Origin of the sequence: Methylobacterium sp. GXS13 (assembly GCF_001455965.1) — a bacterium.
Lineage (GTDB): Bacteria > Pseudomonadota > Alphaproteobacteria > Rhizobiales > Beijerinckiaceae > Methylobacterium.
The window spans coordinates 25,144-47,388 of the sequence record NZ_LKKO01000021.1 but is presented as its reverse complement, the minus strand read 5'-3'; the positions used below and the strand labels follow the sequence as shown (position 1 = coordinate 47,388).

Sequence of the window (22,245 nt, the reverse complement as noted above, 5' to 3'; positions counted from 1 at the left end):
GTTAGAGCCATGACGTCCACGCCCCGTCACGTCCCGGTCGCCATCGTCGGCGGTGGCCAGGCCGGTCTCTCGGTCAGCTATCACCTGAAGCAGCGCGGGATCGATCATCTCGTCTTCGAGAAGCATACGGCCGCGCACACGTGGTCGAGCCAGCGCTGGGACACGTTCTGCCTGGTCACGCCGAATTGGCAGTGCGACCTGCCCGGCCATCCCTACGACGGGCCGGATCCAGACGGGTTCATGAAGAAGGACGAGATCGTCGCGTACCTGAAGGGCTTCGTGGCGAAGGTGAACCCACCGCTCCGCGAGGGTGTCGCGGTCACACGCGTCGAACGGCGCGACGACGGTGTTTTCTCAGTGAAGACCTCGGACGGCGACTACACGGCGAACGAAGTCGTGGTCGCCTCGGGCGGCTATCACACCCCGATCATCCCGCGCATGGCCGAGAAATTGCCGGGGTCGGTCACGCAAATTCACTCGAACCAGTATCGCAACCCGGCCCAACTGCCGGAGGGCGAAGTTCTGGTGGTCGGCTCAGGTCAGTCCGGCGCGCAGATCGCCGAAGACCTGCATCTCGCCGGCCGCGCCGTGCATCTCGCGGTGGGCGACGCGCCGCGCTGCGCCCGGTTCTACCGGGGCCGCGACGTCGTCACCTGGCTCGCCGATATGGGCTACTACGAGATGACCGTCGACAACCATCCGCTGCGCGACGGCGTCCGCGACAACACCAATCACTACGTGACCGGCCGCGACGGTGGCCGGGACATCGACCTGCGCCGCTTCGCCAAGGAGGGCATGAAGCTCTACGGTGTGCTGGAAGATTTTGCCGACGGCAGCCTACGTTTCCGCGACAATCTCAAGCGCTCACTCGACGGGGCCGACCGCACGTACAACGGCATCAACGCGGCCATCGACAAGTACATTGCCGAAAACAACGTCGATGCTCCGGTGCAGGCGCACTACACCCCCGTTTGGGAGCCGGGCGAGCCCATCACCCGTCTTGCCCTCGAAGGCTCCGGCATCACCGCGATCGTCTGGTGCATCGGCTTCACGCCGGACTTCCGATGGCTCGACGCGTCCGTGTTCAACGGCGCGGGAAACCCCAAGCACAAGCGCGGCGTGACGCAGGAGGACGGAGTCTCCTTCATCGGTCTGCCCTGGCTGAATACTTGGGGCTCGGGCCGCTTCGGCGCGGTCGGCCGCGATGCCGAGTTCGTCGCGCAGACCATCCAGACGCGCCTCGGCGCCGAGCGGTTCGCCCTGAAGTTCGCCGTGTAGGTGAGGCGCTCCCGACGCGGCAGCTGGGACGGCACCGATAGCTGCCTCAGCCGGTGTTTGAGACAGCCTAACCATCGCGTTATCTCGGGTGCGGGTTGATCAAGCCTCGAAGCCTGATGCCACGCAGTCGCTCACCTGCGCGTAGGAGAAGGCCTTCGAAGCTGCCCTTCAGGCGTCGTGGCGTTGGATTGTCCCTCCAGCATGCTGCCCGCCCCACATGAGATATGCCGAACCTCTGCGTAGACGGTCTGTTTAAGAACAGGCCATCCAAGACGCTGGGACACCGCTCGTGAGAGTTGATCGCTCAAGCGCCCGATAGAGGCACGGCTGAGTTCTAAGCGGTCGTCCTTACTCGCATTTCCTAGATGCCACAGCCGTGCGAGCGAGCTCCGGCATGTTTCGATCTGGCCGCCGACAAGCGTGCTTTCGCAGCAACATGAGCGCGCGCCCTCGTATCGATCGTCCTTTTTGCAGTAGACTCAAAGTCAAACAATGACACACTCATAGTCGATATGGGAATGCGTACAAATTGATCGCGTTTCCATACAACTAAGACGCTGAAGTCCAACAAAACAATCGATCGGTATCTGCGCCGGGGCTTTCCGGCGAACGGGAACGCGCGGCCTGCGCCCGGCAAGAAGGGGATTGAGGATGCTGAACAGGATCACGGCAACGCTCGCAGGCGCTGCGGCCGTCGCGCTGAGCGCGACGGCCGCCTCCGCCCAAGCCACAACGATCCCGGGCGAGCAGGTCGGCCTCGCCGCCGGCGCGCCGTTGCCCGAGGGCCTCTACGCGGTCGATACCTTCATTTACCGTCGCACCGATCAGCCCTTCTCGCCCGACACCGCGATCAACGTCCCGTTCCTGCTCTGGTCGACCCCGCTGACACCTTTCGGCGGCCGCATCGAAGCGCTCGTCGCTCAGCCCACCGTGTTCGCCTTCACCCGCAACGGCGCCGGCCAGCGAAACAAGGATATCTCGATCAACGTCGGTACCCTCCTTGCCGGCATCTGGGCGTTCGACCTCGGCAACAATTTCGGCGTCAGTTTCCTGGGCGGCGTCCACTTGAACGACCTCGATGCCGGCAGCGGCTCGCTCGGGACCGGCTTGGCTGGCACGCCGGTGCTGCCGCAATTCTCTTCGAACACGTACAGGTTCGGCGTCGCCGGCAGCTACACCGGCGACGGCTGGAACATCACCGCCAATCTGACCGGCAACGTCTACGACACGCCCGGCCGCTTCGGTGGTCCCGTCGGTGCAGCGATCGGTCCAATCCGCCTCTCGGATGCAATTCTGCTGGATCTGACCGCCACAAAGAAGTTCGGCAACTTCGAGATCGGCCCGGTCGCCTACGGTGTCTACAACTTCGACACCAGCCAGTTCAGCGCCGCGAACGGCAATCGCGGCCGCTTCGCCGTCGGCGGCCTCATCGGTTACGATTTCAAGGCCTTCACCGTTCAGGCGTATGTGGCACGCGACGTGGTCACCGGCGCCCAGTACACGAACGCGCTCGGCCGGACCCGAGACAACTACTCGACCGACGGCTTCGTCCGCTTCGTCGTCCCGCTCTACACCCCGCCGGCGCCGGCTGCGGTGGTAGCCCCACTGGTCCGCAAGGGCTGACGTCAAGCGCTCATCCACCACGATCCGTACGCGGCCGTGGTGCACACGGAATCGAAGTGGAAATCCTTCCCAGGGTCCACGCTTCGATAGGGGCCGAGCGGCCCGGTCTCAACAGCTAAACCCGCTCGGCCCCGCTGGCACACGGGGATGGTACAAAGTTGCCGAAACGACCGCCGCGACAGAGGCTGCGGCCCTGTACCAAGTAGGCTGGATTCATCGATTAGTCTTGATCGCAAGTACTTGGACAGCCAACGCCCGCTTTGATTGGAAATTCATCCGATACTAGCCATACCGATATCGGCCAAACCCGGTCTACCGCGTGGCTCTTATTGTTGCCGTCCTGCCTCTCTCTGCGCGACCGGGAGCAAACAACGGGCCTGCATGTTCGACAACGGCCACATGATCCACGAGGGACGGGTTTCGACTCTACGAATGGACCCAACCCCTATGCGAGAGTTCATGGGACCAGTATTCCAAGATGCTTGCCACCAAGCCGCATTTTTCCGCGAGGTTTTCATCGTTGGGACGTGCTAGAAAGACTCAGCAGGCCCGCACAGATCCTGCAGGTTCTGCAGCCCAGATTGCTGTCAAAATTCGCATCTCCAGATCAGGATTGTCCGCAGACCCTATAACTCTTCGGTGTGAGTCCCGTCACCCGGCGAAACGCTGTCGCTAGATGGCTCTGGCTTGAGAAGCCCGTATCCAGCGCGATCGAGGTAACGGTCAGATCCGTCGAGAGGAGCAGGTTTTTGGCCCGCTCCACCCGGCGTGACAGCACGTATTGATGGACCGTCGTGCCCCATTGCCGGAGACAGGCGCGGGACAAGGAGCGTGAGGATACACCGACCTCGCCTGCGATGGCCTCGAGGGATAGATCGTCGGCAAGGCGGTCCTCGATCAGGTCGCGGACGCGCCTCATCTCGCCGCGATCGAGAACCTGCCTGTCTGGCCCCCGCCGCGATGAGCGACCGTTGGCTGTGTAGATCCGAACGAGTCGCACAACCATGGCGTGGACCAACTCGTCGACGTAGAGCGCCGACGAGGGATCCGGCTCCTCCCGCATGATCTCCAGGATAGCCAGCGCCAACTGCTCCAAGAGCGGGTCGGACGTCCCGAGCGGCACGTCGAGCTCGACCTGGGAGGCGGCCGCGCTCCACATCTGGCGTGCGGTCTCGTCGATCAATCCCTGGCGGAGATGCATCGCCAGCATCTCGGAGCGCCCCCGTCTCTGCCATTCGCTCTCGTCATGGGCAGGGATCAGGTGGAACTGGCGGGGACGCAGGGTGCGCGTTTCGGTCGTGCCGCCGCGCCCGATGCGCCGGCGGATCTGCGCGGGACGATTGACGCAGTAGCCGAGGCAGGGGTTGCCGACCGGGTCGAGTGTCCCCGTCCAGGGCTCTACGGCGACGTGCTGCGCGTGGATGTCCCGCCAGCCCCGCCCCGTGCTGCGGGCCAATGCGATGTTCTTCGGCCAGGAGCCGATGTCACGCGTCTGCATCGTCGTGACCGTCATGTCCTCAATCTCACTGACACGCCCCGCCGGCGCATCCTTGCCTGACGATGTCCGGAATCTGTTCGAACCCGGCGTGAATTTGGAAGAACGCGCTCAGAGGCTAAGCGCAGTCTAGCGCTCGAACAAGTCATCGACCGAGAAGATACAGGCATCCAGCCGCCTGTTCATCGGCAGTATTGGCTTATTTTTCGAGCAGATCGCTCGCTTCTCCGGCAGGATGCTCGACCGGACGGGGCGGGCGGGGAGACCGAGCCCGATGTCCTCACTGTTCAGCGAACTCCGGGTTCGCGACGTCACGCTGCGCAATCGCATCGCGGTCTCGCCGATGACCCAGTTCTCGTCGCCGGACGGCCTCGTGAACGACTGGCACCTGGCGCATCTGGGCTCAAAAGCGGCAGGGGGCGCCGCCCTCGTCGTGGTCGAGCAGGCGGCCGTCTCGCCGGAGGGCCGCATGTCCACCCAGTGCGCCGGTATCTGGAACGACGAGCAGAGCGAGGCTCTGGCGCGCATCGCCCGCTTCGTGGCGTCCGTCGGGGCGGTCCCCGGCATCCAGCTCGGCCACACGGGCCGCCGGGGCTGCGTCGAGCCTCCGTGGAAGGGCGGCGGCCATCTACCGGACGACCATCCCGACGCGTGGGAGATGATCGGCCCCTCCGCCGACGCCTTCGGCGGAGCCATGCCGCGGGTCCCGCGCGCCATGACGCACGACGATATCGCGACGGTGACGCGCCAATACGCCGAGGCCGCGCGCCGCGCGCGGGAGGCCGGCTTCCAGTGGCTGGAGATCCACTGCGTGCACGGCTTCCTGCTGTCGAGCTTCTTCTCGCCCCTGGCCAACCGGCGCACCGACGCATACGGCGGCGACTTCGCCGGGCGCAGCCGGTTGCTCATCGAGGTCTTCGAGGCGGTACGCTCGGAATGGCCCGAGCGGCTGCCGCTCTCCATGCGGTTCGGCGTGACGGAGTTCGCGCCCGGCGGCCAGACCATCGACGAGTCGGTCGAATTGGCCCGGCTGCTCGCCCCTCGGGGCCTCGACCTCGTAGACGTTTCCTTCGGCGGCAACTCGGGCCGCGCCCAGACGCCGTGGGACGAGGAGGGGTTCATGGTCCCGGCGGCGCAACGCATCCGGGAGGAGGCGGGCGTCCTGACCGCTGCGAACTGGAACCTCGCCGATCCCGTCTTCGCTGAGGCGATCGTCAAGGAAGGTCAGGTCGACCTCGTCATGCTCGGCCGGCCGATGCTCGCCAACCCCCATTGGCCCGTCTACGCGGCGATGGTCCTCGGCGAGGCGCGTCCCTACGACATGCTGCCGGTCCAGTTCAGCACGTGGCTCAACAAGTATCAGCGTAGCCGCGTCAACAACGGCTTCGGCCGCGTGGTCGCCGACGCTCCGGGCGATGCGCCGAAAGCTGCCGAGTAACCCTCGATCTCACCCCTGTTCGTCCCACTGCTCTGAGCCGGAGTGCGACTGATGCCTGTCCAACGAACACCGACCGCGGCGCCGAACAACGACGTGCCGCAAGCCCGCCTCGGCTGGATCATGGCCGCCATCCAGACGCTGATCTACGGCAGCTTCGTCGGCACCTTCATCGTCTCGCCCGCCACCATGACGCGGCCGATCGCACCCGGGATGGCCGTGACGGTCGGCACCGTCGGCGGTCTCCTCGCCATCCTGTCCACCATGATCCTGACGGGGCTCTACGTCCTGCTCGCCAACCGTTTCACCGCGCGCTGAGGAGGCAGACACCATGCGAAGGTCCATTCTTGCCGTCTCACTGCTCCTGAGCGCCACCGCCCCGGCGCGCGCGGCCGAAAGCGGCGGCCTCAACACCGCAGCGATCGGAATGTTTGTCGGCATTGTTCTCGTAACGTTGGGAATCACCTACTGGGCGGCGCGGCGCGCCCATTCGGCCGATCAGTTCTATGCCGCGGGCGGTCAGATCTCCGGCTTCCAGAACGGCATCGCCCTGGCCGGCGACATGATCTCGGCCGGCGCGCTCCTCGGGCTTGCCGGTCTGATCTGTTCCTCCGGCTTCGACGGCCTGATCTTCGCCGTCGGCTACGCGACCGGCCTGCCCTTCGTCGTCTTCCTGGTAGCCGAGCGGCTGCGGAAGCTCGGGCGCTACACGGTGGCCGATGTCCTGGCGACGCGCTTGTCGGAGACACCGATCCGCATCTTCACCGCGATCGCGACCCTCATCATCGTGATGTTCTACCTCATCGCCCAGATGGTCGGGGCGGGCCAGTTGATCCGGCTGCTGTTCGGGCTCGATTATCTCTATGCGCAGATCCTCGTGGGCGCGCTGATGATCTGCTACGTGATGTTCGGCGGCATGGTGGCGACGACCTGGGTTCAGATCGTCAAGGCGGCGCTGCTGCTCACGGCTGGCATCGCGATCTCGCTGCTCGTCCTGGCCAAGTTCGGCTTCGACTATAATACCCTCGTCGCCCGGGCCATCGCAGTGCATCCAAGGCACGCTGCGATCATGATGCCGCAAGTCTATTCGGGGAGCGTCTGGCAATCGGTCTCACTCGGCATGACACTGATGCTTGGGGCGGCGGGCCTTCCGCACGTCCTGATGCGCTTCTTCACCGTCCCGGACACCCGTGCGGCCAGGGTATCGGTCTTCTGGGCCGTGATGTGCCAGAGTGGTTTCTTCGCGCTCATCTTCGTGATCGGGTTCGGAGCGCTGGCCATCATCGGCGGAGATCCGGCCTATCTCGACGCCAAGGGCGCTATCCGTGGTGGCGGCAACATGGCCACCGTTCATCTATCCCACGCGCTGGGCGGCGACACGCTCATGGGCCTCGTCTCCGCCGTGGCCTTCGCCACGATCCTGGCGGTGGTCGCGGGGCTGACGCTGACGGGCGCCTCGGCGGTCTCGCACGACCTCTACGCCCGCATCATTGGCCGGGGCCGGGCGACGGAGCGCAGCGAGATCCGGGCCTCGCGGCTCGCCACCGTCGGCCTCGGCATTCTGTCGGTGCTGCTCGGCATCGCCTTTCAGACCCAGAACGTCGCCTACATGATCAGCCTCGCCTATGCGGTGAGCTGTAGCTCGACCCTGCCGCTTCTGATCCTGGCGCTGTACTGGGGCGGGCTGACGACCCGGGGGGCGATCGCCGGCGGCGTGATCGGCCTCGTCGGCGCCGTCGCGCTCACAGTCCTCGGGCCACCGGTCTGGGTGAAGGTGCTCGGTAACGCTGCCCCGATCTTCCCGCTCGATCCCCCGACCATCGTCACGATGCCGCTGGCGTTCCTCACGGCCTTCGTGGTCTCGGTCATGGATAGGAGGCCGGTACCGGCGTCGGCCATATCCCCCGCGGTCTGATACCGATCTTGCACGGCCTTAGCGTTCTCGACTGATGCGAGGCCATGTCGGACGCCCGCGATCTGTAACCAAAGCTGTAATTGGTAAGTGTGCCCTTGAGGGAGCTGGGTACGTCCGCTTCACCGGCGCGACTTTCCCAAAGCGGAACTTCAGTTATCGGCCAGTTCCAGCCCCATCAGTAGGGTTTGTGAATGACTGGGTTGGGTGGATTTCCGCCTGTCCGCTTCTGGACGGCTTAGCGATGAAGTGGACGTTGCCGTCGCGCCCTCTCTCGACCCACTGCGGACCCGCGCTTAGGGCCTGCAAGACACCCTAAGCAGGACTTGCTTGCTCCTCGATGATCGCGCCAGCCCGACAATGGACCGTGATCGGTGCGGTGCTTCGCCGGTCAAACAATGTCCACCCGGGATCGCCATCCAGGGTCGAGAACGACGCAACGTGGAAGCCATCCGAGAGCGAGACCAAGATCTCGGGCAAACGCCCGAACGTCTCTACGTTGACGACGTGCTTGCCGATGAGACTGGCGAGCGTCGGCTCCCAGAATTCCTCATCGCTGCCACTGCCGCACACGATGGTGCACGCGTTCTCGATACGCCAGTCGGCCTCGATCATCAGACCGATCTCACCCGAGGGCGCGCTGGGCCTACCGTCTTTAAGCATACGGGTTGTGGGCGTGAGTGCGCCAAACTCGACGAAGAGGGCCGAGCCGTAGCCTCGCCAAACGTGAGCGACGACCAGCCCTTTCGCTGCTGCTCGGAAGTGCTCGATCCAGTCCATCATGCCGCCGATCATGTCGGAGCTGATGAGGTCTGCAAACCACCCCGAGCCGAGGTGGCCTGATGACCGACGGATGTCTCCTTTCGGGGAGCGCCGACAGCCGTCTGCATGACTGGGTTGGGTCGGTAGCAGGCCGTCCGCTTTTCCGGCGGGTCTGCTCCGAAGCGGCCATTCCGCTTACGGCCAGACCACGTCACGTCGGAGCGCCATCGCGCGCAAGACCGGACGTTCGGCTTGGCGCCCAACCCGGTCATTCAATGAGGCACGAACGCTCCTCTATACCGGACATTCGACATCAAGACCGCGATGCTGGGCCATTCGCAAAAGGAGTGTCAAAGTACCTGCGAGAGGAAGCGGCGCGTCCGCTCATCCTGCGCGGACGCGAAGAACGTCGCGGGCGGGCCGTGCTCGACGATCACGCCGCGATCGGTGAAGTAGATGTGGTCGGCGACGTCGCGGGCGAAGTTCATCTCGTGCGTGACGAGCATGCAGGTCATGCCTTCCTCGGCGAGTTCCCGGATCGTCACCAGCACCTCCTTGACCGTCTCCGGATCCAGGGCTGCGGTGACCTCGTCGAACAGCATCACGTCCGGCCGCATCGCCAGCGAGCGGGCGATGGCGACGCGCTGCTGCTGGCCACCGGAGAGCTCGCCGGGATAGGCCTCCTCCTTGCCGGCCAACCGGACCTTGGCGAGCAGGGCGCGTGCTCGGACCTCGACCTCGTGCCTGTCCTGCCCGAGGACGTGGATGGGGGCCATCATCACGTTCTGCAGCGCGGTCTTGTGCGGGAACAGGTTGTACTGCTGGAACACCATCCCGACCTTGCGGCGCAGCGCCAGCTTGTCGAGACGCGGATTCGTCACCTCGATCCCCTCGACCTGGATCGAGCCCGCGGTGACCGGCACCAGCGCGTTGACGCAGCGGATCAGCGTCGACTTGCCGGAACCTGAGGGTCCGATGATGCAGACCACCTCGCCCTTGCGCACGTCAAAGCTGATCCCCTTCAGGACCTCGAAGGTCCCGAAGGACTTGTGCACGTCGGCGAGGCGGACGATCGGCTGATCGGGCGTCCAGCTCGAGGACGGGGTGCTGACCATGGTCGCGCGCATCCTGCTCAGCGGGTCTCGAAGCGGCGTTCCAGGCCGGCGGTCAGCCGGTCGATCGGGTAGCAGTAGAGGAAGAAGCAGAGCAGGGCGAAGCCGTAGAGCGGGGCGAACAGCTCGGGGCGCCCGCCCTCGGCGGCGTGCACCTGCGCTGTCAGGGTCAGCATCTCGGTAACCCCGACGATCGACGCCTGCACGGTCGCCATCGCGATGAGCGCATAGACGTTCATCCAGGGCGGCAGCATGCGCTTCGTGCATTGCGGCAGGATGATGCGCCATAGCGTCTGCCGCCGGGTGAAGGCCAGGGATTCGGCCGCCTCCCATTGCGTGTTCGGCACCGAGCGCACCGCGCCGCGCACGATCTCGGCGACGTTGGCCATCACCGGCAGGCTGAAGCCGAACGTCGCCTTCAGCCAGTCCGGCAGCGGCACGCGGATCCCGAACACCGTGACCTGGAACGGCACCAGGAACATCACGAAGAACAGCAGCACCAGCCAGGGCACGTTGCGGAACACCTGCGTGGCGGACCACGCGATGCGCGGAAGCACTCGGCCCTCGGCCAGCATCGCCAGCCCGAGCCCGATGCCGGCCACCGTGCCGATCGCCATCGCCATGAGAGAGATCGCGACGTTGAAGGCGAAGCCCGTGAGCAGGAGCGGCGCCCATTTGACGACCACGTCCAGCGGGGACAGGGCGGCGGTCCCGGCCTGCGCCCAAGCCGGCAGGGCGACGACGGCAAGGCCGCAGAGCAGCCAGCCATGGACGGGGCGCAGGCGCGCCGGCGGCGCGTTCTCGGGAATCGCGAACGGCAGCAGGACCGGCAGATCGCCGGGCCAGCCTTCCGAGCGCGGGCCTTTGCGATCCGAAGCGCTCATCGGCCGTATCCGGGGATGCGCAGCGCGCGCTCCCAGCGGTGCATGATCCACACGAGCACCCCGACCAGGACCGCGTAGGTCGCCAGCAGCACGAGCATCATCTCGAGGACGTTCTGCGATTCCGACCAGATCTGCTTGACCGCGTAGAGCGTCTCGGGAACCGCGATCGCGTAGGCGAGTGTCGTGGTCTTCAGGAGGTTGATCAGGTTGTTGTTCAGCGCCGGCAGGCAGACGCGGAGCGCCAGCGGCAGGACGACGTGGCGGTAGGCCTTGAACCGGGTGTAGCCGAGCGCCTCGGCCGCCTCGACGGTGGTCCTGGGCACGGCCTCGATGCCGGAGCGGAAGATCTCGACGTTGAACGCCCCCGCGAACAGGGACAGGGATAGGATCGCCCATTGCACGTTGTCGAGGATCGGCGTGCGCAGGCCGTCGGCCGAGCGCACGTCCGGCAGGAGCGTGCCGAGGCCGAAATAGAAGAAGAAGATCTGCACCAGCGGCGGCGTGTTGCGGAACACGACGACGAAGCCGTTGACCAGCCCCCGCAGGAGGCGCGACGGCCCGCTTTGCAGGAGCGCCCCGACCGCGCCGATCACGAGGCTGATCAGGATCGTGCTGATCCCGAGCAGCAGCGTCATCCGCAGGCCGGCGACGTAGCGGTCCCAGTCATACGGGTCGTAGAAGATCGTGAAATTGAAGCCCGTCGTCTCGTAGAGACGCTGGAACCACGCCTGGACCGCCTCGATCATCGCGGACGGACGTCCCAGCTCGTCGAACGCACGCGCATCAGTTGGTCGCGTTCTTGTACTTCTCGTGCATCGCCTTCGAGTAGGCGGTGGGCTCGATGCCCCACTTCCGCTCGCCGGCGACGACGAAGCCGGTCTTCATCCAGTCCTTGGTTGCGGCCTCGACCATCGTCTGGAGCGTGGTGTTGCCCTGCGCGACCGCCATTATCCACGGCGCGTCGAGGATCCCCTTGAGGGGCAGGGCGTAGCCGGACTTCCAGTCGTCGTCGAGCAGCTTACCCTGGAGCATGCTCTGGTCGTAGACGTAGCCGAGGCAGTTGCCCTGCTTGAGCGCGAAGAGCGGCTTCTCGGAGCCGTCGAAGGCGACGATCTCCGCCCCGTAGGTGCGGGCGACGTCCTTGTTGTACCAAGCCCCCGAGGTCGCGCAGAGCGGCTTGCCCTTCAGCTGGGCCCAGTCGGTGATGCCGGAGGTCTTGGGCAGCAGCACGTTGACGAAATCGGAATAGTATTGCGGGTCGATGGCCTGCACGACCCGGCGGCGCTCCGGCTTGTCCGAGAGCGTGGCGATCAGAAGATCGACCTTGCCCTGCTGGAGGAACTCGATCCGGTTGGCCGAGACCACCGGCACGAGTTCGAGCTTCACGCCCAGGCGCTTGGCGAGGTCGGCGGCGAGATCGGGCTCAAGCCCGATGATCGTACCGCTCGGATCCCGGAACCCGAAGGGCTTGTAGTCGGCCTTCACGCCGACGATCAGCGTCCCGCGCTGCTTGATCGCGTCGACGCCGTCCGCGGCCGACGCTTGGCCGGGCACCGCGAGGGCCGAGGCCACCGCCAGGGCACCGAGGGTCAGGAAGGTGCGGATCGTGTGTCGCATCGGCTCGGTCCTGCGCGGATGATCTGATCTTGGCATGGTTTCTAGCAATCCACGAGCCATCGGCCGGCGGATCAACCGAAGCGTGCGAGCGCGAACGGCGTGAGGTCGGGTCGCCCGGCGCCCCCGGAGAGGTCCGCGGCAACGGCCTCGCCGATGCCCGCCGAATGCTTGAAGCCGTGCCCCGAGCAGGCGGAGACCACGAGGACCCGATCCATCTCGGGATGCCGGTCGATGATGAAGCCGCGATCGGGGGTCACCGTGTAGACGCAGGCGGCGGTTCGCACGACCTCCGGGGTGGTGCCGGCCAGCCGGTTCTCGACCCGCAGCCGGTACATCGCGTCGGATTCCGACGGATCGACGCGGCGCTCGACCGCGTCGGCGGTGGTGACGGTGCTGTACTGCTCGGTGGCGACCTTGATGGAGCGCTCCCCCGCCATGGGCGGGAAGCCGTAGAGGTAGTCCGTGTCCCCCGTCCCGTACATCCAGATGAAGACGGGCGAGCGCGGCCCATAGGCGGCTTCGTCTGCCAGGGCGTACCAGTGCAGGAGCTGGCGCCGAACCGTCAGCAGCCGGTCGAACGGCCGGCCGAGGAGCGGAGCGCTCCAGGCGCCGGCCGCGACCACCGCGCGGTCGGCCAGGATCACGCCGTCGGCCGTCTCGATGCGGACGCCGGCTCCCTCCTGCCGCAGCGCCAGGACCTCGCAGCCGGTCCGGACCTCCGCCCCCAGGGCGGCCGCACGGGTGAGTTGCGCCGCGATGCAGCGCTCCGGGAACACGGTGCCGCCGCCCGGCTCGTAATAGGCCTTCTCGTCGCCGGCGAGATTCAGGAATTGCGGGAAGCGGCGGGCGACCTCGGCCCCGTCGAGCACCTCGTGCGCGATCCCGGCCCCTTGCGCGGCGCTGATCGAGCGGCCGACGAAATCCGGCTTGCCGTGGTGGGACGAGATACCGTGACCGGGGGCCATGACCAGAGCGCCGCAGGCGTTCAGCAGGGTCTCGCCCGTTTCCGCTTCCAAGTCCCGCCAGATCCGATGCGCGGCGGTGACGAAGGGGACGTAGTCGCTCCCCTCGCCGACGGCCTGGCGCGTGATCCGGGTCTCGCCATGGCTCGACCCGAGCGCGTGCGGCGGCGCGAAGCGGTCGAGCCCGATCACTGCGGCACCGCGCTTGGCCAGCTGATAGAGGGTGGCGCTGCCCATGGCCCCGAGGCCCAGGACCGCGACGTCGACCCGCCCCGTCATGGCCGCTCTCCCCGCGCACCGCTCCGGCGACGGGACGCGGTCTTCAGCGGCGACAGGCGCAGGGCGGTGGAACCGGGCATCCGGGGGCGATCTCAAGCGGGACGAGGAAGCGTCCCCAAGAATGACGCGCCCCGGTCGTTGCGCTTGACCGCAGCAGACGGTTTCTTTCACGCATGAGCCAATCTGAAGCCTCGACGCCGGACGAAACCCCTTCCGCACCGGGGGATCGTCCGTACGAGATCGGCTTCATCCTCGTGCCGGGCTTTGCGCTGATGTCGTTCGCGTCGGCCTGCGAGCCGTTCCGGGCAGCCAATTACCTCGCCGGCCGGGCCCTCTACCGGCTGCGCTACTTCGCGGAGACGGAGGGCTCCGTCGCGTCCTCCTCGGGCGCGGAGATTCCCTGCGAGGAATTACCGCGCGAGCGTGGTCACCTGCAGACGGTCTTCATCTGCGCGGGCGGCGAGCCGACCGGCTGGAACAGCCCCGCGATCCACGCAGCTTTGCGGCGCATGGCCCGGTTCGGCGTGCGTATCGGCGGCATCTCGGGCGGCCCCTACCTGATGGCGGCGGCCGGCCTGCTGGCGGATCGTGCTTTCACCGTTCATTGGGAGTACGCGGGCGCCACCGTCGAGGCGTTTCCGGATGTACGCCTCACGAGCGCGCGCTACGTCGCCGATGCCGACCGCCTGACCTGCGGCGGCGGCGTCGCCCCCCTCGACATGGCCTACACGCTGATCGCCGAGCGCATGGGGGCGGCGTTCGCGCGCCGCGTCTCGGACTGGTTCCTCCATACGGCGGTTGGTGCCGCCGATGACCCGCAGCGCGCCTCGACGGCCGAGCGTTACGAGGTCCACCATCCAGCCCTGCTCGCCGTCATCGAGACCATGGAGAAGACGGTCGAGGCGCCGCTCGGCCGCCGCGCCATGGCCCGCCTCGCCTCCGTTAGCGAACGTCACCTCGACCGCCTCTTCCTCGACAAGCGGGGCCTGAGCTTCTCGGCCCAGTACCGAGCGATCCGCCTCGCTCATAGCCGCCGCCTGCTGCGTCAGAGCCCCCTCCGGATCGGGGAGATCGCGACGGCCTGCGGCTTTTCAAGCGCAGCCCATTTTTCACGAATCTACAAGTCTCATTTCGGCTGCAGTCCATCCTCGGAACGTTGAGACGATATAAAACTAGAGAACCGTCAAGCTCGATTTCCGGGGTGATCTGACATGTGGCGCCTTAAGGATTTCGTCAGTTGAGACATGGGTCGAACTGGCCACAAAACGACTCGATCTCTAAGTTGCCGGTTGCCAATCCGTGATGCACGGCAGCGCCACCTCGGCGCAAAAACGCTAAGGTGCAAGCTATTAAATCATGTCTGCTTCGACTGTCCGCTCACCTGAAAGTCGATATTCCGCTTTCGGACAGCCTTGGTCATTCAAAGCCGCTCAGATTGCCAGCATGCGGGCCTTCTGAAGGTCCGAGAAGGGTGCAGGCTGTGTGAAAACGTGCTGATCTGATAGAGTAAATTCCGATCTCGAAGGTCGGGATGAAGCGCTTCATCGCAGGTGAGGACCGTCAGCAGATCACGCTGCTTCCCGATTGCCTGGACGACTATATCACCGGCGACAATCCGGTTCGCCTCGTCGAAGTGTTCGTCGATGAGCTCGATCTGACAACGCTTCCCTTCGCGGGCGCCGTTCCAGAGGCAACGGGCCGTCCCGCCGACCATCCGGCGATCCTGCTCAAGATCTATCTCTACGGCCACCTCAACCGCGTCCCATCGAGCCGGCGCCTCGAACGCGAGAGCCAGCGCAACATTGAGCTGATCTGGCTGACCGGTCGGCTGATGCCCGACTTCAAGACGCTGACCGACTTCCGCAAGGATAACGGTCCGGCAATCCAGGCCGCCTGCGCACAGTTCGTGGTGCTTTGCCGTCGGCTGAACCTGTTCAGCAACGCCGTCGTCGCCATCGACGGCAGCAAGTTCAAGGCGGTCAATAACCGCGACACGAACTTTACCACCGCCAAGGTCGAGGCGCGCCTGGCGCAGGTCGAGGCGAGCATCGGCCGTTATCTTGCGACGCTGGACCGGGCCGACCGCGAGCCGAGCGACATCGCCGAGGCGCGCACGACGCGGCTCAGGCAGAAGATCGCGGGCCTGCGCGAGCTGATGCAGGTTCTCCGGGCACGAAGCCGGCAGGTCGAGGCCGCAGTTGACGGCCAGGTCTCGCTGACCGATCCCGATGCGCGCTCCATGGCGACCCGCGGCAAGGGCACCGGCATGGTCGGCTACAACGTCCAGGTGGCCGTGGATGCCGAGCATCACCTGATCGTGGCACACGACGTGACCAACATCGGGAGCGACCGGGCGCAACTCGCGCCGATGGGGCTTCTGGCGCAGGCGGCGACGGGATGCGACACGCTCACGGTGCTGGCCGACCGGGGCTACCTCAACGGCGAGCAGGTCCTGGCCTGCGAAGGCACAGGCGTGCTGCCCTGCGTGCCAAAGACCCTGACCTCGGGTTATGCCAAGCGTGGCCTCTTCACGGGCCAGGACGTCGTCTACGACGCCGAACAGGATCACTACACCTGTCCGGCCGGCCAGCACCTGACCAAGGGGCCGGCCCGGTCCGATCGCCGGGCCGAGGGCGACGAGATGGACCACTACCGCAACCTGACGGCCTGTCTCGATTGCGCGCTCAAGCCCTGCTGCACGCCGGCGGAGACGCGCCGTGTCAAACGCTGGGTGCATGCGGGCGTCCTCGACGCGATGCAGGCGCGGCTCGACCGGATGCCGGACGCGATGAAGATCCGTCGCCAGACCGTCGAGCACCCATTCGGCACACTGAAGGCCTGGATGGGAGCGACCCACCTCCTGACCCGGATCTCGGCCAAGCTCAGAACAGAGATGAGCCTGCAGGTTCTGGCCTACAACATGAAGCGGATGATCCAGATCTTCGGGGTCGGTTCGCTGATGGCGGCGCTCCGGGCCTGAAGGCCACCCCTTCGCTCTGCGACACTCTCAGGACCTTCGCCCTGAACCTGATGGATCTGTGTTCTCACACGGCCTCGGTCGAGAGCAGGCTCACCGACGATGTCCGCTTCCGTGGATCGCCGCCCTAGAGCAGACTGGCGAAAATCCACCCAACCCAGCTGGAGGCCGACGCCTCTCGTGAGCCCGGAAGCGGACCTTCCCAGGGCACACACAGGGTCGCACACGGCGGCGGACTATCACGGCCCGCCTCGTTCCGAAGCGTATGTTATGCGAATATTGTCTACGGGCTTGATAAATGCGGCTTTCGTCGAAATTGGGTCGGAATCGACGCGTGTGGGCCAGTTTCTTGTGTTAAATTGGAATCGAGGATCTCCACTTTATCTCATCATGTCGCATCGTTTGGGCCCCCTCCCCTCTCCGACCATATCTGACCGTCGCTGCTGATCGTCAGCGGAAGAGACCGCTTATCAAGCTGCTCGATCTCACCTTCGAGTTCTCCATCCCGGCGGCCTCTGCCAAGGACGCTGGGGCCGAGCACATTGGAGCGGTAAGCTCGGCGGGGAGGCCGACGATCCCCGCCGAGCGCAGGACGCCTCAGAACCTGAGGGTGAAGGCGCCCCTTGCGGCGTGGTCCTGGGCGCGGGCGCCGATCTGGCCGGTGTAGGACAGGCCAAGGCTGGCCGCCGGGGTGAGCATCACCGCCAGCCCGGCCTCCGCCACCAGCGCGTCCCGGTCGATCGGCAGGCCGGCGCTCACGAACCGCGCCCCCGTGCCGCGGAACGCCAGAACCGCGTTCGGGACGAGGTTGCCGAAGGTGCGCCGATAGCCGGCGAGCGCGTGCACCGACACCGGCAGCGCCGCCTCCGGATCGAGCTGCGCCTCGGCGCGCACGCCCGCGGTCGCGGTCGGCAGCAGGCTGGCGCGGGCCGACCCCGTCAACGCCGCCGCCCCGCCCTGCTCGGCGAAGCGGTCCCGGCCCAGCGCCACCGCCCCGGCGCCGACGAACGGCTCCAGCACCGAGCCGGCGCCGAGCGCGATCCGGTAGCCGGCCTCGCCGAAGCCCTGGACGCTGCGCCCGCCGGTGCGGGCGGTCGGCGTGTCGGTCAGGCCCGGGAACGCCACCACCCGGCGCAGCCGCGCCGGCTCGTCCGCCGCCAGCGCCCCGAACCGCAGCACCGCCGGACCCGCCTCCAGGCTGCCGTAGACGCCGCCGAAGGTGCTCGCGAGTGTCCCGGTCTGGACCTGGCCGGGGCTGGCGAGCGTGGTCTCGACATGGCCGCCGGCCACGCCCAGCCGCAGGCCGCCGATCCCAAAGGTATCCAGGCGCGCGTCGACGCCCATGACGAAGCCCGCGCTCTGGCGCGACAGGGCGGCGGCGTTGCCGTCGGCGCGGACGTGGCCGAGGCTGCCCAGACCCTGGCCCCACAGGCCGACCACCCGCGGGTCGAACACCCGCGCCGGAACCGCCACCGGCTCCACCGGCTCTCCGGGCCGGTCGGCCGTGTAGGTCGCCGGCAGGCTGCCGTAGTCGCGCAGCTCAGAGGCGCCCCCCCAGCGCAGCCGGTCGAGCACCGCCTCGCGGGTGAGGCCGGCCGTGGCGAAGGCGGTCGAGGCGAGGCTGGCATGGGCGTCGCCCGCCATCCCGGCGAAGGCCGCCCGGGCCTGGCCCGCCGACAGGGTCGCGACCGCGTCGTACAGGACCGAGCCCACCGCCCCGGCCTGCACGGCTGCGGCCGCGGCGCGCTGGTTGCGGGTCCGGGCGACCGCGGCGAAGTCGAGGTCGTTGCGCGCCAGGGTCAGGGTCACGGCCCCGGGCTCGTAGCCGAGGAACGGGGTCAGGAACGCGAAGGTGCTGGTGACGCCGTCGAACCGGCCCCGGATCCCGCCCGCGGCACTCAGGATGGTGTATCGGGTGCGCGGCGCGTAGGTGCCGGCGCCGGCCACCGCCTCGACCCGGGCGCCAGCCACCGTGGCACTGCCGCCGACCGCGACCCGGTCGGCCTGGCCGTCGGCGGTAGCGTCGACCCGATAGACCGAGCCCGGCGCCAGGGTGAGGTTGCCGGCGACGCGGATCAGGCCGAGGGGGCTCGATCCAGCCCCCGGGGCGGCGCCGGGGCTGAGCACGCTGCCGGCGCCGAGGCTGAGGCTGCCGAACCAGCCGTCGCCGGTGAGCCGGCTGCCGCCCCCGAACGTGAGCGCAGCGTTAGGCAGGGCGCCGGTGACCGCGAGGTCGCCGCCCTGGATGGTGATCGGCCCGGAGAACGTGTTGAACCCGGATAGCGTCAGGGTGCCGGCGCCGACCTTGGTCAGGCTGGTCGGCCGGCCGCCGTCGACGATCTGCCCGGCATAGTCGGTCGAGCTGCCGTCGGTGCCGACGGTGATCTGGCCGTTGCCGAGGGTCGCGCCGGCATTGGTGCCGGTGAGCGAGCCCACCGTCAGGGCGGTGCCGCCGAGGTCGAACGCGCCGTCGTTGGTCAACCGGGTTATGCCGGTGGTCGGGCCGGTGAGGGCGATGACGCCACCCGGGGCGTTGCTCACCGACCCGGCGAGCACGCCCGCGGCCTGGACCAGGCCGGTGTTGGACAGGCCGCCGGTGAGCGTGGCTGTGGTGACCAGGGTGCCGGCGTTGGCGAGCGGGGCCGAGACGGTGGTGAAGCTGCCGGTGTTGACCAGCGTGCCGCCCGGGGCGTTGACGCCATCGGCGGTGTAGGACCCGGCATTGACCAGGCGGCCGGTGTTGACCAGGTCGTCGACGACGCTCCCTTGCGCCGCGATGGTGAGCAGGCCGGCATTGGCGACGCTGCCGGCGACGAGGCGGCCGCCATCGACTACTGCGACGGTGCCGGCGTTGGTGAGGCCGCCGGCGAGGTCGTAGCGTCCGGAGACGATCAGGCTGGCTTGGGCGGCGTTGGCGAAGCCAACATCGGAGGACACCGGCCCCGTGACGGCGATCTGCCCGGCGTTGCGGATCGCGCCGTTGAGGGCGCCCCCGGTGGCGGTGAGCGAGCCGGTGTTGGTCACCCCGCCCGCGATAGTGCCGCTGGTGAGCGCGGTGCCGGCATTGCTCAGGCCGCCGGCGAGCGTCCCGGCATTGGTCAGCGTGGTGCCGGCCAGGGTCAGCACTGGAGAGGCCAGGCTGGCGCTGGCGGTGAGGTTGAGGCCGCCGCCGGCGACGGTGGTCAGGCCGGTGAAGCTGTGGGCGGCGGTGAGCGTCAGGGTGCCGGTGCCGAGCTTGGTCAGGTTGCCGGGTCCTGAGATGGTGCCTGCAAAGGTAACTGCGTCGGCGCGGTTGAACGCCAGGGTGCCGGCATCGGCGACGTCGCCGACGAGGCTACCCGTGGTGCCGCCATTGCCGACCTGGAGGGTTCCGACCGCGATGGTGGTGCCGCCGGTATAGGTGTTGGCGCCGGTGAGCGTGAGCGTTCCGGCGCCGCGCTTGGCGAGGGCGCCAGTTCCGGAGACGGCGCCCGCGAAGGTGGTGTCGTCGGCGCGGTTGAATGCCAGTGTGCCGGCATTGGTGATGTCGCCGACGAGGCTGCCCGAGGTGCCGCCGGCGCCGACCTGGAGGGTTCCGGCCGCGATGGTGGTGCCGCCGGTATAGGTGTTGGTGCCAGAGAGCGTCAGGGTACCGGCCCCGGCCTTGGTCAGGCCGCCGGTGCCATCGATCGTCCCAGCGAGGCTGGTGGAGGAGCCGTCGCCACCGGCGGTGAGCCGGGCGGTACCTAGCGCGACGCGGCCCTGGCCGGCGAGGGAGCCAACGGTCTCGCTGTCGGCGAGCGCCAGGGTGGCGCCGGCGCCGACCAGCACGGCGCTGCGGTCGCCGATGGCCTGGCCGCCGATCGCCCGCAGGGTGCCGGCCGCGATGGTGGTCGGGCCGGCATAGGTGTTGGTGCCGGAGAGCGCGAGTGTGCCGACGCCGAGCTTGGCCAGGCCGCCGGATCCGGCGAGCGACTGGCTGAGGGTGAAGGTGTTGGCCGGGTCGGCGATATCGAGTCCGCCGCCGCCATTCGCCCAGGTGATTGGCCGGTCGGTGGCGGTGAAGTTGGTGCCGGTGACCTGAAGGACGCCGCCGTCGAAGCTGAGCGGGGCCGCGGCAGCGCCGAGGCTGGCGTCGCGCGCGACCGAAAGGATGCCGCCGGCGAAGGTGGTGCCGCCGGAATAGGTGTTGGTCCCGGTGAGCGTCAGGGTGCCGGCGCCAAGTTTGATCAGGCTACCGCTGGTCGGGATCGACGCGAACGAGGCGATGCGGTTGGGCTCGACCTGAACCTCGGCCTGCCACTCTGCCGCGATACCGGCAGCGACCTGCGCATACTGGGCACTGTTCGGGTCTGCAAGATATTCTGCCAACCGGTCACCAATAAATGCCCGTTGTTTTGGCGATATTTTATCGAACGGCCAGTAGTACCAGTATCTGCGGCTATCAAGGAACGAGCCAAAAACCCTGATTCCGATAGGGTTCGCATCGTTCGCTTTGACGGAGTCGAGGAAGGCGTCTTGGCGCCCGCTGCGTAACGCCTTGACGACGCTGTCGAGGGTGGCGCGGGTTGTCGGTATGGAGGCCTGTAGAGCCGTGATATTGAGCTGCGGATCCAGGGCCGCCTTGCGGGTCGGCCAAGCGGCGGCTTCTGCGTCGTTCTCCTGCTTGCGTTGGACCAGCGCGTCCTCTGAGATATCGTTGGACCAGGTGTCCATCGTGCCGGCCGGAAGGTTGGCCGCGACGGCCCCGAGGAACTGCCCGGGGCCTTTCATGGCCTTGTTGAGGTCGATCACGCCCCAGCCCCAGATGGCGTTAGGGGCGTTGGGATTGGCGTCCGGAACGCCATCGACCGCGTTGCGGTGATAGGCGGTGGTGAGCAGGACATCGCGGGCCTGCTGGTTGGTCATGTAGGGATAGCGCTGCATGATCACGGCGAGCGCGCCGGTGGCATGCGGCGCGGCCATCGAGGTCCCCATCACCGCCGTGTAGCCGGTCTGGTGCGCAGGATCGATGTTCCAGTGACTCGGCGGCCAGACATCTTTCGAAGTCGAAGGCGGTACGGTGCTGACGATCGCAGTGCCGGGTGCGGCGACATACCAATATTTTGAAACCCCTGCTTTAACGGTATACCAATCCAATGCCACGCTTCCGGGGTCGAAGCGGCCATCATTGCCTTTTCGAACGGCTCCCACCGCAACCCAGTTCCGTTCGAGATCCGGCTGAAAATACGGTATAGCCGCTCGAATGTCTGGATTGGCGGTGTGATTATTTCCGGCAGCAAATACCAATATGGGGTCATATTGCTTGACGACATCTCTCATTGCGTCGAGATGAGTTTTTTTGTCCAAGAAATTTAAATAGGAACTCCTTAGTCCGACGAGAGTGTTATAGTTATCTGACGGTGGTGAATTTCCCCAGGATGTATTGATCGCGCGGGCACCGGCCGCAGCCAGGCTACCGTAAGCATTTTTGAAATATGCGTAATCCGCATTGGCCCCGTACGTCATCTCGTCGGTAGCCTGTGTGTTGGTCACGTAGACATTCGCGTTGAACGCGACACCGTGCATGCCGACCCCGTCGCGGGAAGCCCCGATTGTCCCGGTCACATGTGTCCCATGGGGATCGTTATAGGCAGGATTGTACGTACCAGGAACGTTATAGGGCTGATCACTGGAGAAGCGTGTGGGCCGTGGAGAGCGGTCGATCGGTCTTCCGAACCAGTCCATGAAGTAGAACCCGTCCGCACTGAATGTCCCCGTCAGGGTCAGCGGCTTGACCCGGCCATCGGCGAATTCCGGGTGGGCGCTGTAGACACCTGAATCGACCACCCCGACGGTGACGCCTAGGCCGGTATAGCCCGCCGCGTATGCATCGGCCGCATGCATCGCCTCCAGACCCCAATCCGCCCGGTACTCCGGCGTGCGCCAAC

15 protein-coding genes are annotated in these 22,245 nt (G+C 66.8%); 7 read left to right on the top strand and 8 right to left on the bottom strand.

What is annotated here, in order from left to right; translation table 11 throughout:
• The first annotated feature begins 9 nt into the window (after positions 1–9).
• Together AO398_RS06785 and AO398_RS06780 are read left to right on the top strand one after the other, a co-directional pair.
• On the top strand, positions 10–1,278 hold the full coding sequence (locus AO398_RS06785) for an MSMEG_0569 family flavin-dependent oxidoreductase (protein WP_058191259.1): 1,269 nt from the start codon (positions 10–12) through the stop codon (positions 1,276–1,278).
• 651 nt (positions 1,279–1,929) lie between these two features.
• Positions 1,930–2,901: a transporter gene (locus AO398_RS06780; protein WP_058191258.1), complete on the top strand. Its 972-nt coding sequence runs from the start codon at positions 1,930–1,932 to the stop codon at positions 2,899–2,901.
• A 607-nt stretch (positions 2,902–3,508) separates the two neighbouring features.
• Here the strand turns inward: AO398_RS06780 and AO398_RS06775 are convergent.
• Positions 3,509–4,414, bottom strand: coding sequence for an AraC family transcriptional regulator (locus AO398_RS06775; protein WP_058191257.1), 906 nt, complete (start codon positions 4,412–4,414; stop codon positions 3,509–3,511).
• Positions 4,415–4,670: 256 nt separating this feature from the next.
• Here AO398_RS06775 and AO398_RS06770 point away from each other — a divergent pair, with 256 nt between their 5' ends.
• From AO398_RS06770 to AO398_RS06760, 3 genes are read left to right on the top strand one after another with little or no spacing between them, the layout of a single operon-like run.
• On the top strand, positions 4,671–5,834 hold the full coding sequence (locus AO398_RS06770) for an NADH:flavin oxidoreductase/NADH oxidase (RefSeq protein ID WP_058191256.1): 1,164 nt from the start codon (positions 4,671–4,673) through the stop codon (positions 5,832–5,834).
• Positions 5,835–5,885: 51 nt separating this feature from the next.
• Positions 5,886–6,149: a DUF485 domain-containing protein gene (locus AO398_RS06765; RefSeq protein ID WP_058191255.1), complete on the top strand. Its 264-nt coding sequence runs from the start codon at positions 5,886–5,888 to the stop codon at positions 6,147–6,149.
• 13 nt (positions 6,150–6,162) lie between these two features.
• On the top strand, positions 6,163–7,746 hold the full coding sequence (locus tag AO398_RS06760) for a cation/acetate symporter ActP (RefSeq protein WP_058191254.1): 1,584 nt from the start codon (positions 6,163–6,165) through the stop codon (positions 7,744–7,746).
• A 312-nt stretch (positions 7,747–8,058) separates the two neighbouring features.
• Here AO398_RS06760 and AO398_RS06755 read toward each other — a convergent pair whose 3' ends face one another.
• The 6 genes from AO398_RS06755 to solA all read right to left on the bottom strand — a co-directional run bounded on the left by AO398_RS06755 (position 8,059) and on the right by solA (position 13,359).
• Positions 8,059–8,526 carry a hypothetical protein gene (locus AO398_RS06755; RefSeq protein WP_058191253.1) on the bottom strand — a complete coding sequence of 156 codons (468 nt, stop codon included), beginning with the start codon at positions 8,524–8,526 and terminating at the stop codon, positions 8,059–8,061.
• A 329-nt stretch (positions 8,527–8,855) separates the two neighbouring features.
• Entirely contained in the window at positions 8,856–9,620 is a 765-nt protein-coding gene (locus AO398_RS06750) for an amino acid ABC transporter ATP-binding protein (protein WP_280139116.1), read from the bottom strand.
• 17 nt (positions 9,621–9,637) lie between these two features.
• Positions 9,638–10,501: an amino acid ABC transporter permease gene (locus AO398_RS06745; RefSeq protein WP_058191251.1), complete on the bottom strand. Its 864-nt coding sequence runs from the start codon at positions 10,499–10,501 to the stop codon at positions 9,638–9,640.
• Positions 10,498–11,247 carry an amino acid ABC transporter permease gene (locus tag AO398_RS06740; RefSeq protein WP_058191250.1) on the bottom strand — a complete coding sequence of 250 codons (750 nt, stop codon included), beginning with the start codon at positions 11,245–11,247 and terminating at the stop codon, positions 10,498–10,500. The genes AO398_RS06745 and AO398_RS06740 overlap by 4 nt, the downstream gene beginning before the upstream one ends.
• A 37-nt stretch (positions 11,248–11,284) precedes the next feature.
• Complete coding sequence (locus tag AO398_RS06735; RefSeq protein WP_058191249.1) at positions 11,285–12,118, bottom strand: transporter substrate-binding domain-containing protein; 834 nt, start codon at positions 12,116–12,118, stop codon at positions 11,285–11,287.
• Between the two features lie 71 nt (positions 12,119–12,189).
• The gene (gene solA / locus AO398_RS06730) at positions 12,190–13,359 is read right to left on the bottom strand and encodes an N-methyl-L-tryptophan oxidase (protein WP_058191248.1); all 1,170 of its coding nucleotides are present in this window, start codon (positions 13,357–13,359) and stop codon (positions 12,190–12,192) included.
• A 173-nt stretch (positions 13,360–13,532) separates the two neighbouring features.
• Here solA and AO398_RS06725 point away from each other — a divergent pair, with 173 nt between their 5' ends.
• Both AO398_RS06725 and AO398_RS06720 read left to right on the top strand, forming a co-directional pair.
• Complete coding sequence (locus tag AO398_RS06725) at positions 13,533–14,519, top strand: GlxA family transcriptional regulator (RefSeq protein ID WP_082643159.1); 987 nt, start codon at positions 13,533–13,535, stop codon at positions 14,517–14,519.
• A 371-nt stretch (positions 14,520–14,890) separates the two neighbouring features.
• Positions 14,891–16,339 carry an IS1182 family transposase gene (locus tag AO398_RS06720; RefSeq protein WP_058191247.1) on the top strand — a complete coding sequence of 483 codons (1,449 nt, stop codon included), beginning with the start codon at positions 14,891–14,893 and terminating at the stop codon, positions 16,337–16,339.
• 594 nt (positions 16,340–16,933) lie between these two features.
• Here the strand turns inward: AO398_RS06720 and AO398_RS06715 are convergent.
• Complete coding sequence (locus tag AO398_RS06715; RefSeq protein ID WP_244498692.1) at positions 16,934–22,201, bottom strand: autotransporter-associated beta strand repeat-containing protein; 5,268 nt, start codon at positions 22,199–22,201, stop codon at positions 16,934–16,936.
• Positions 22,202–22,245: the final 44 nt, after the last annotated feature.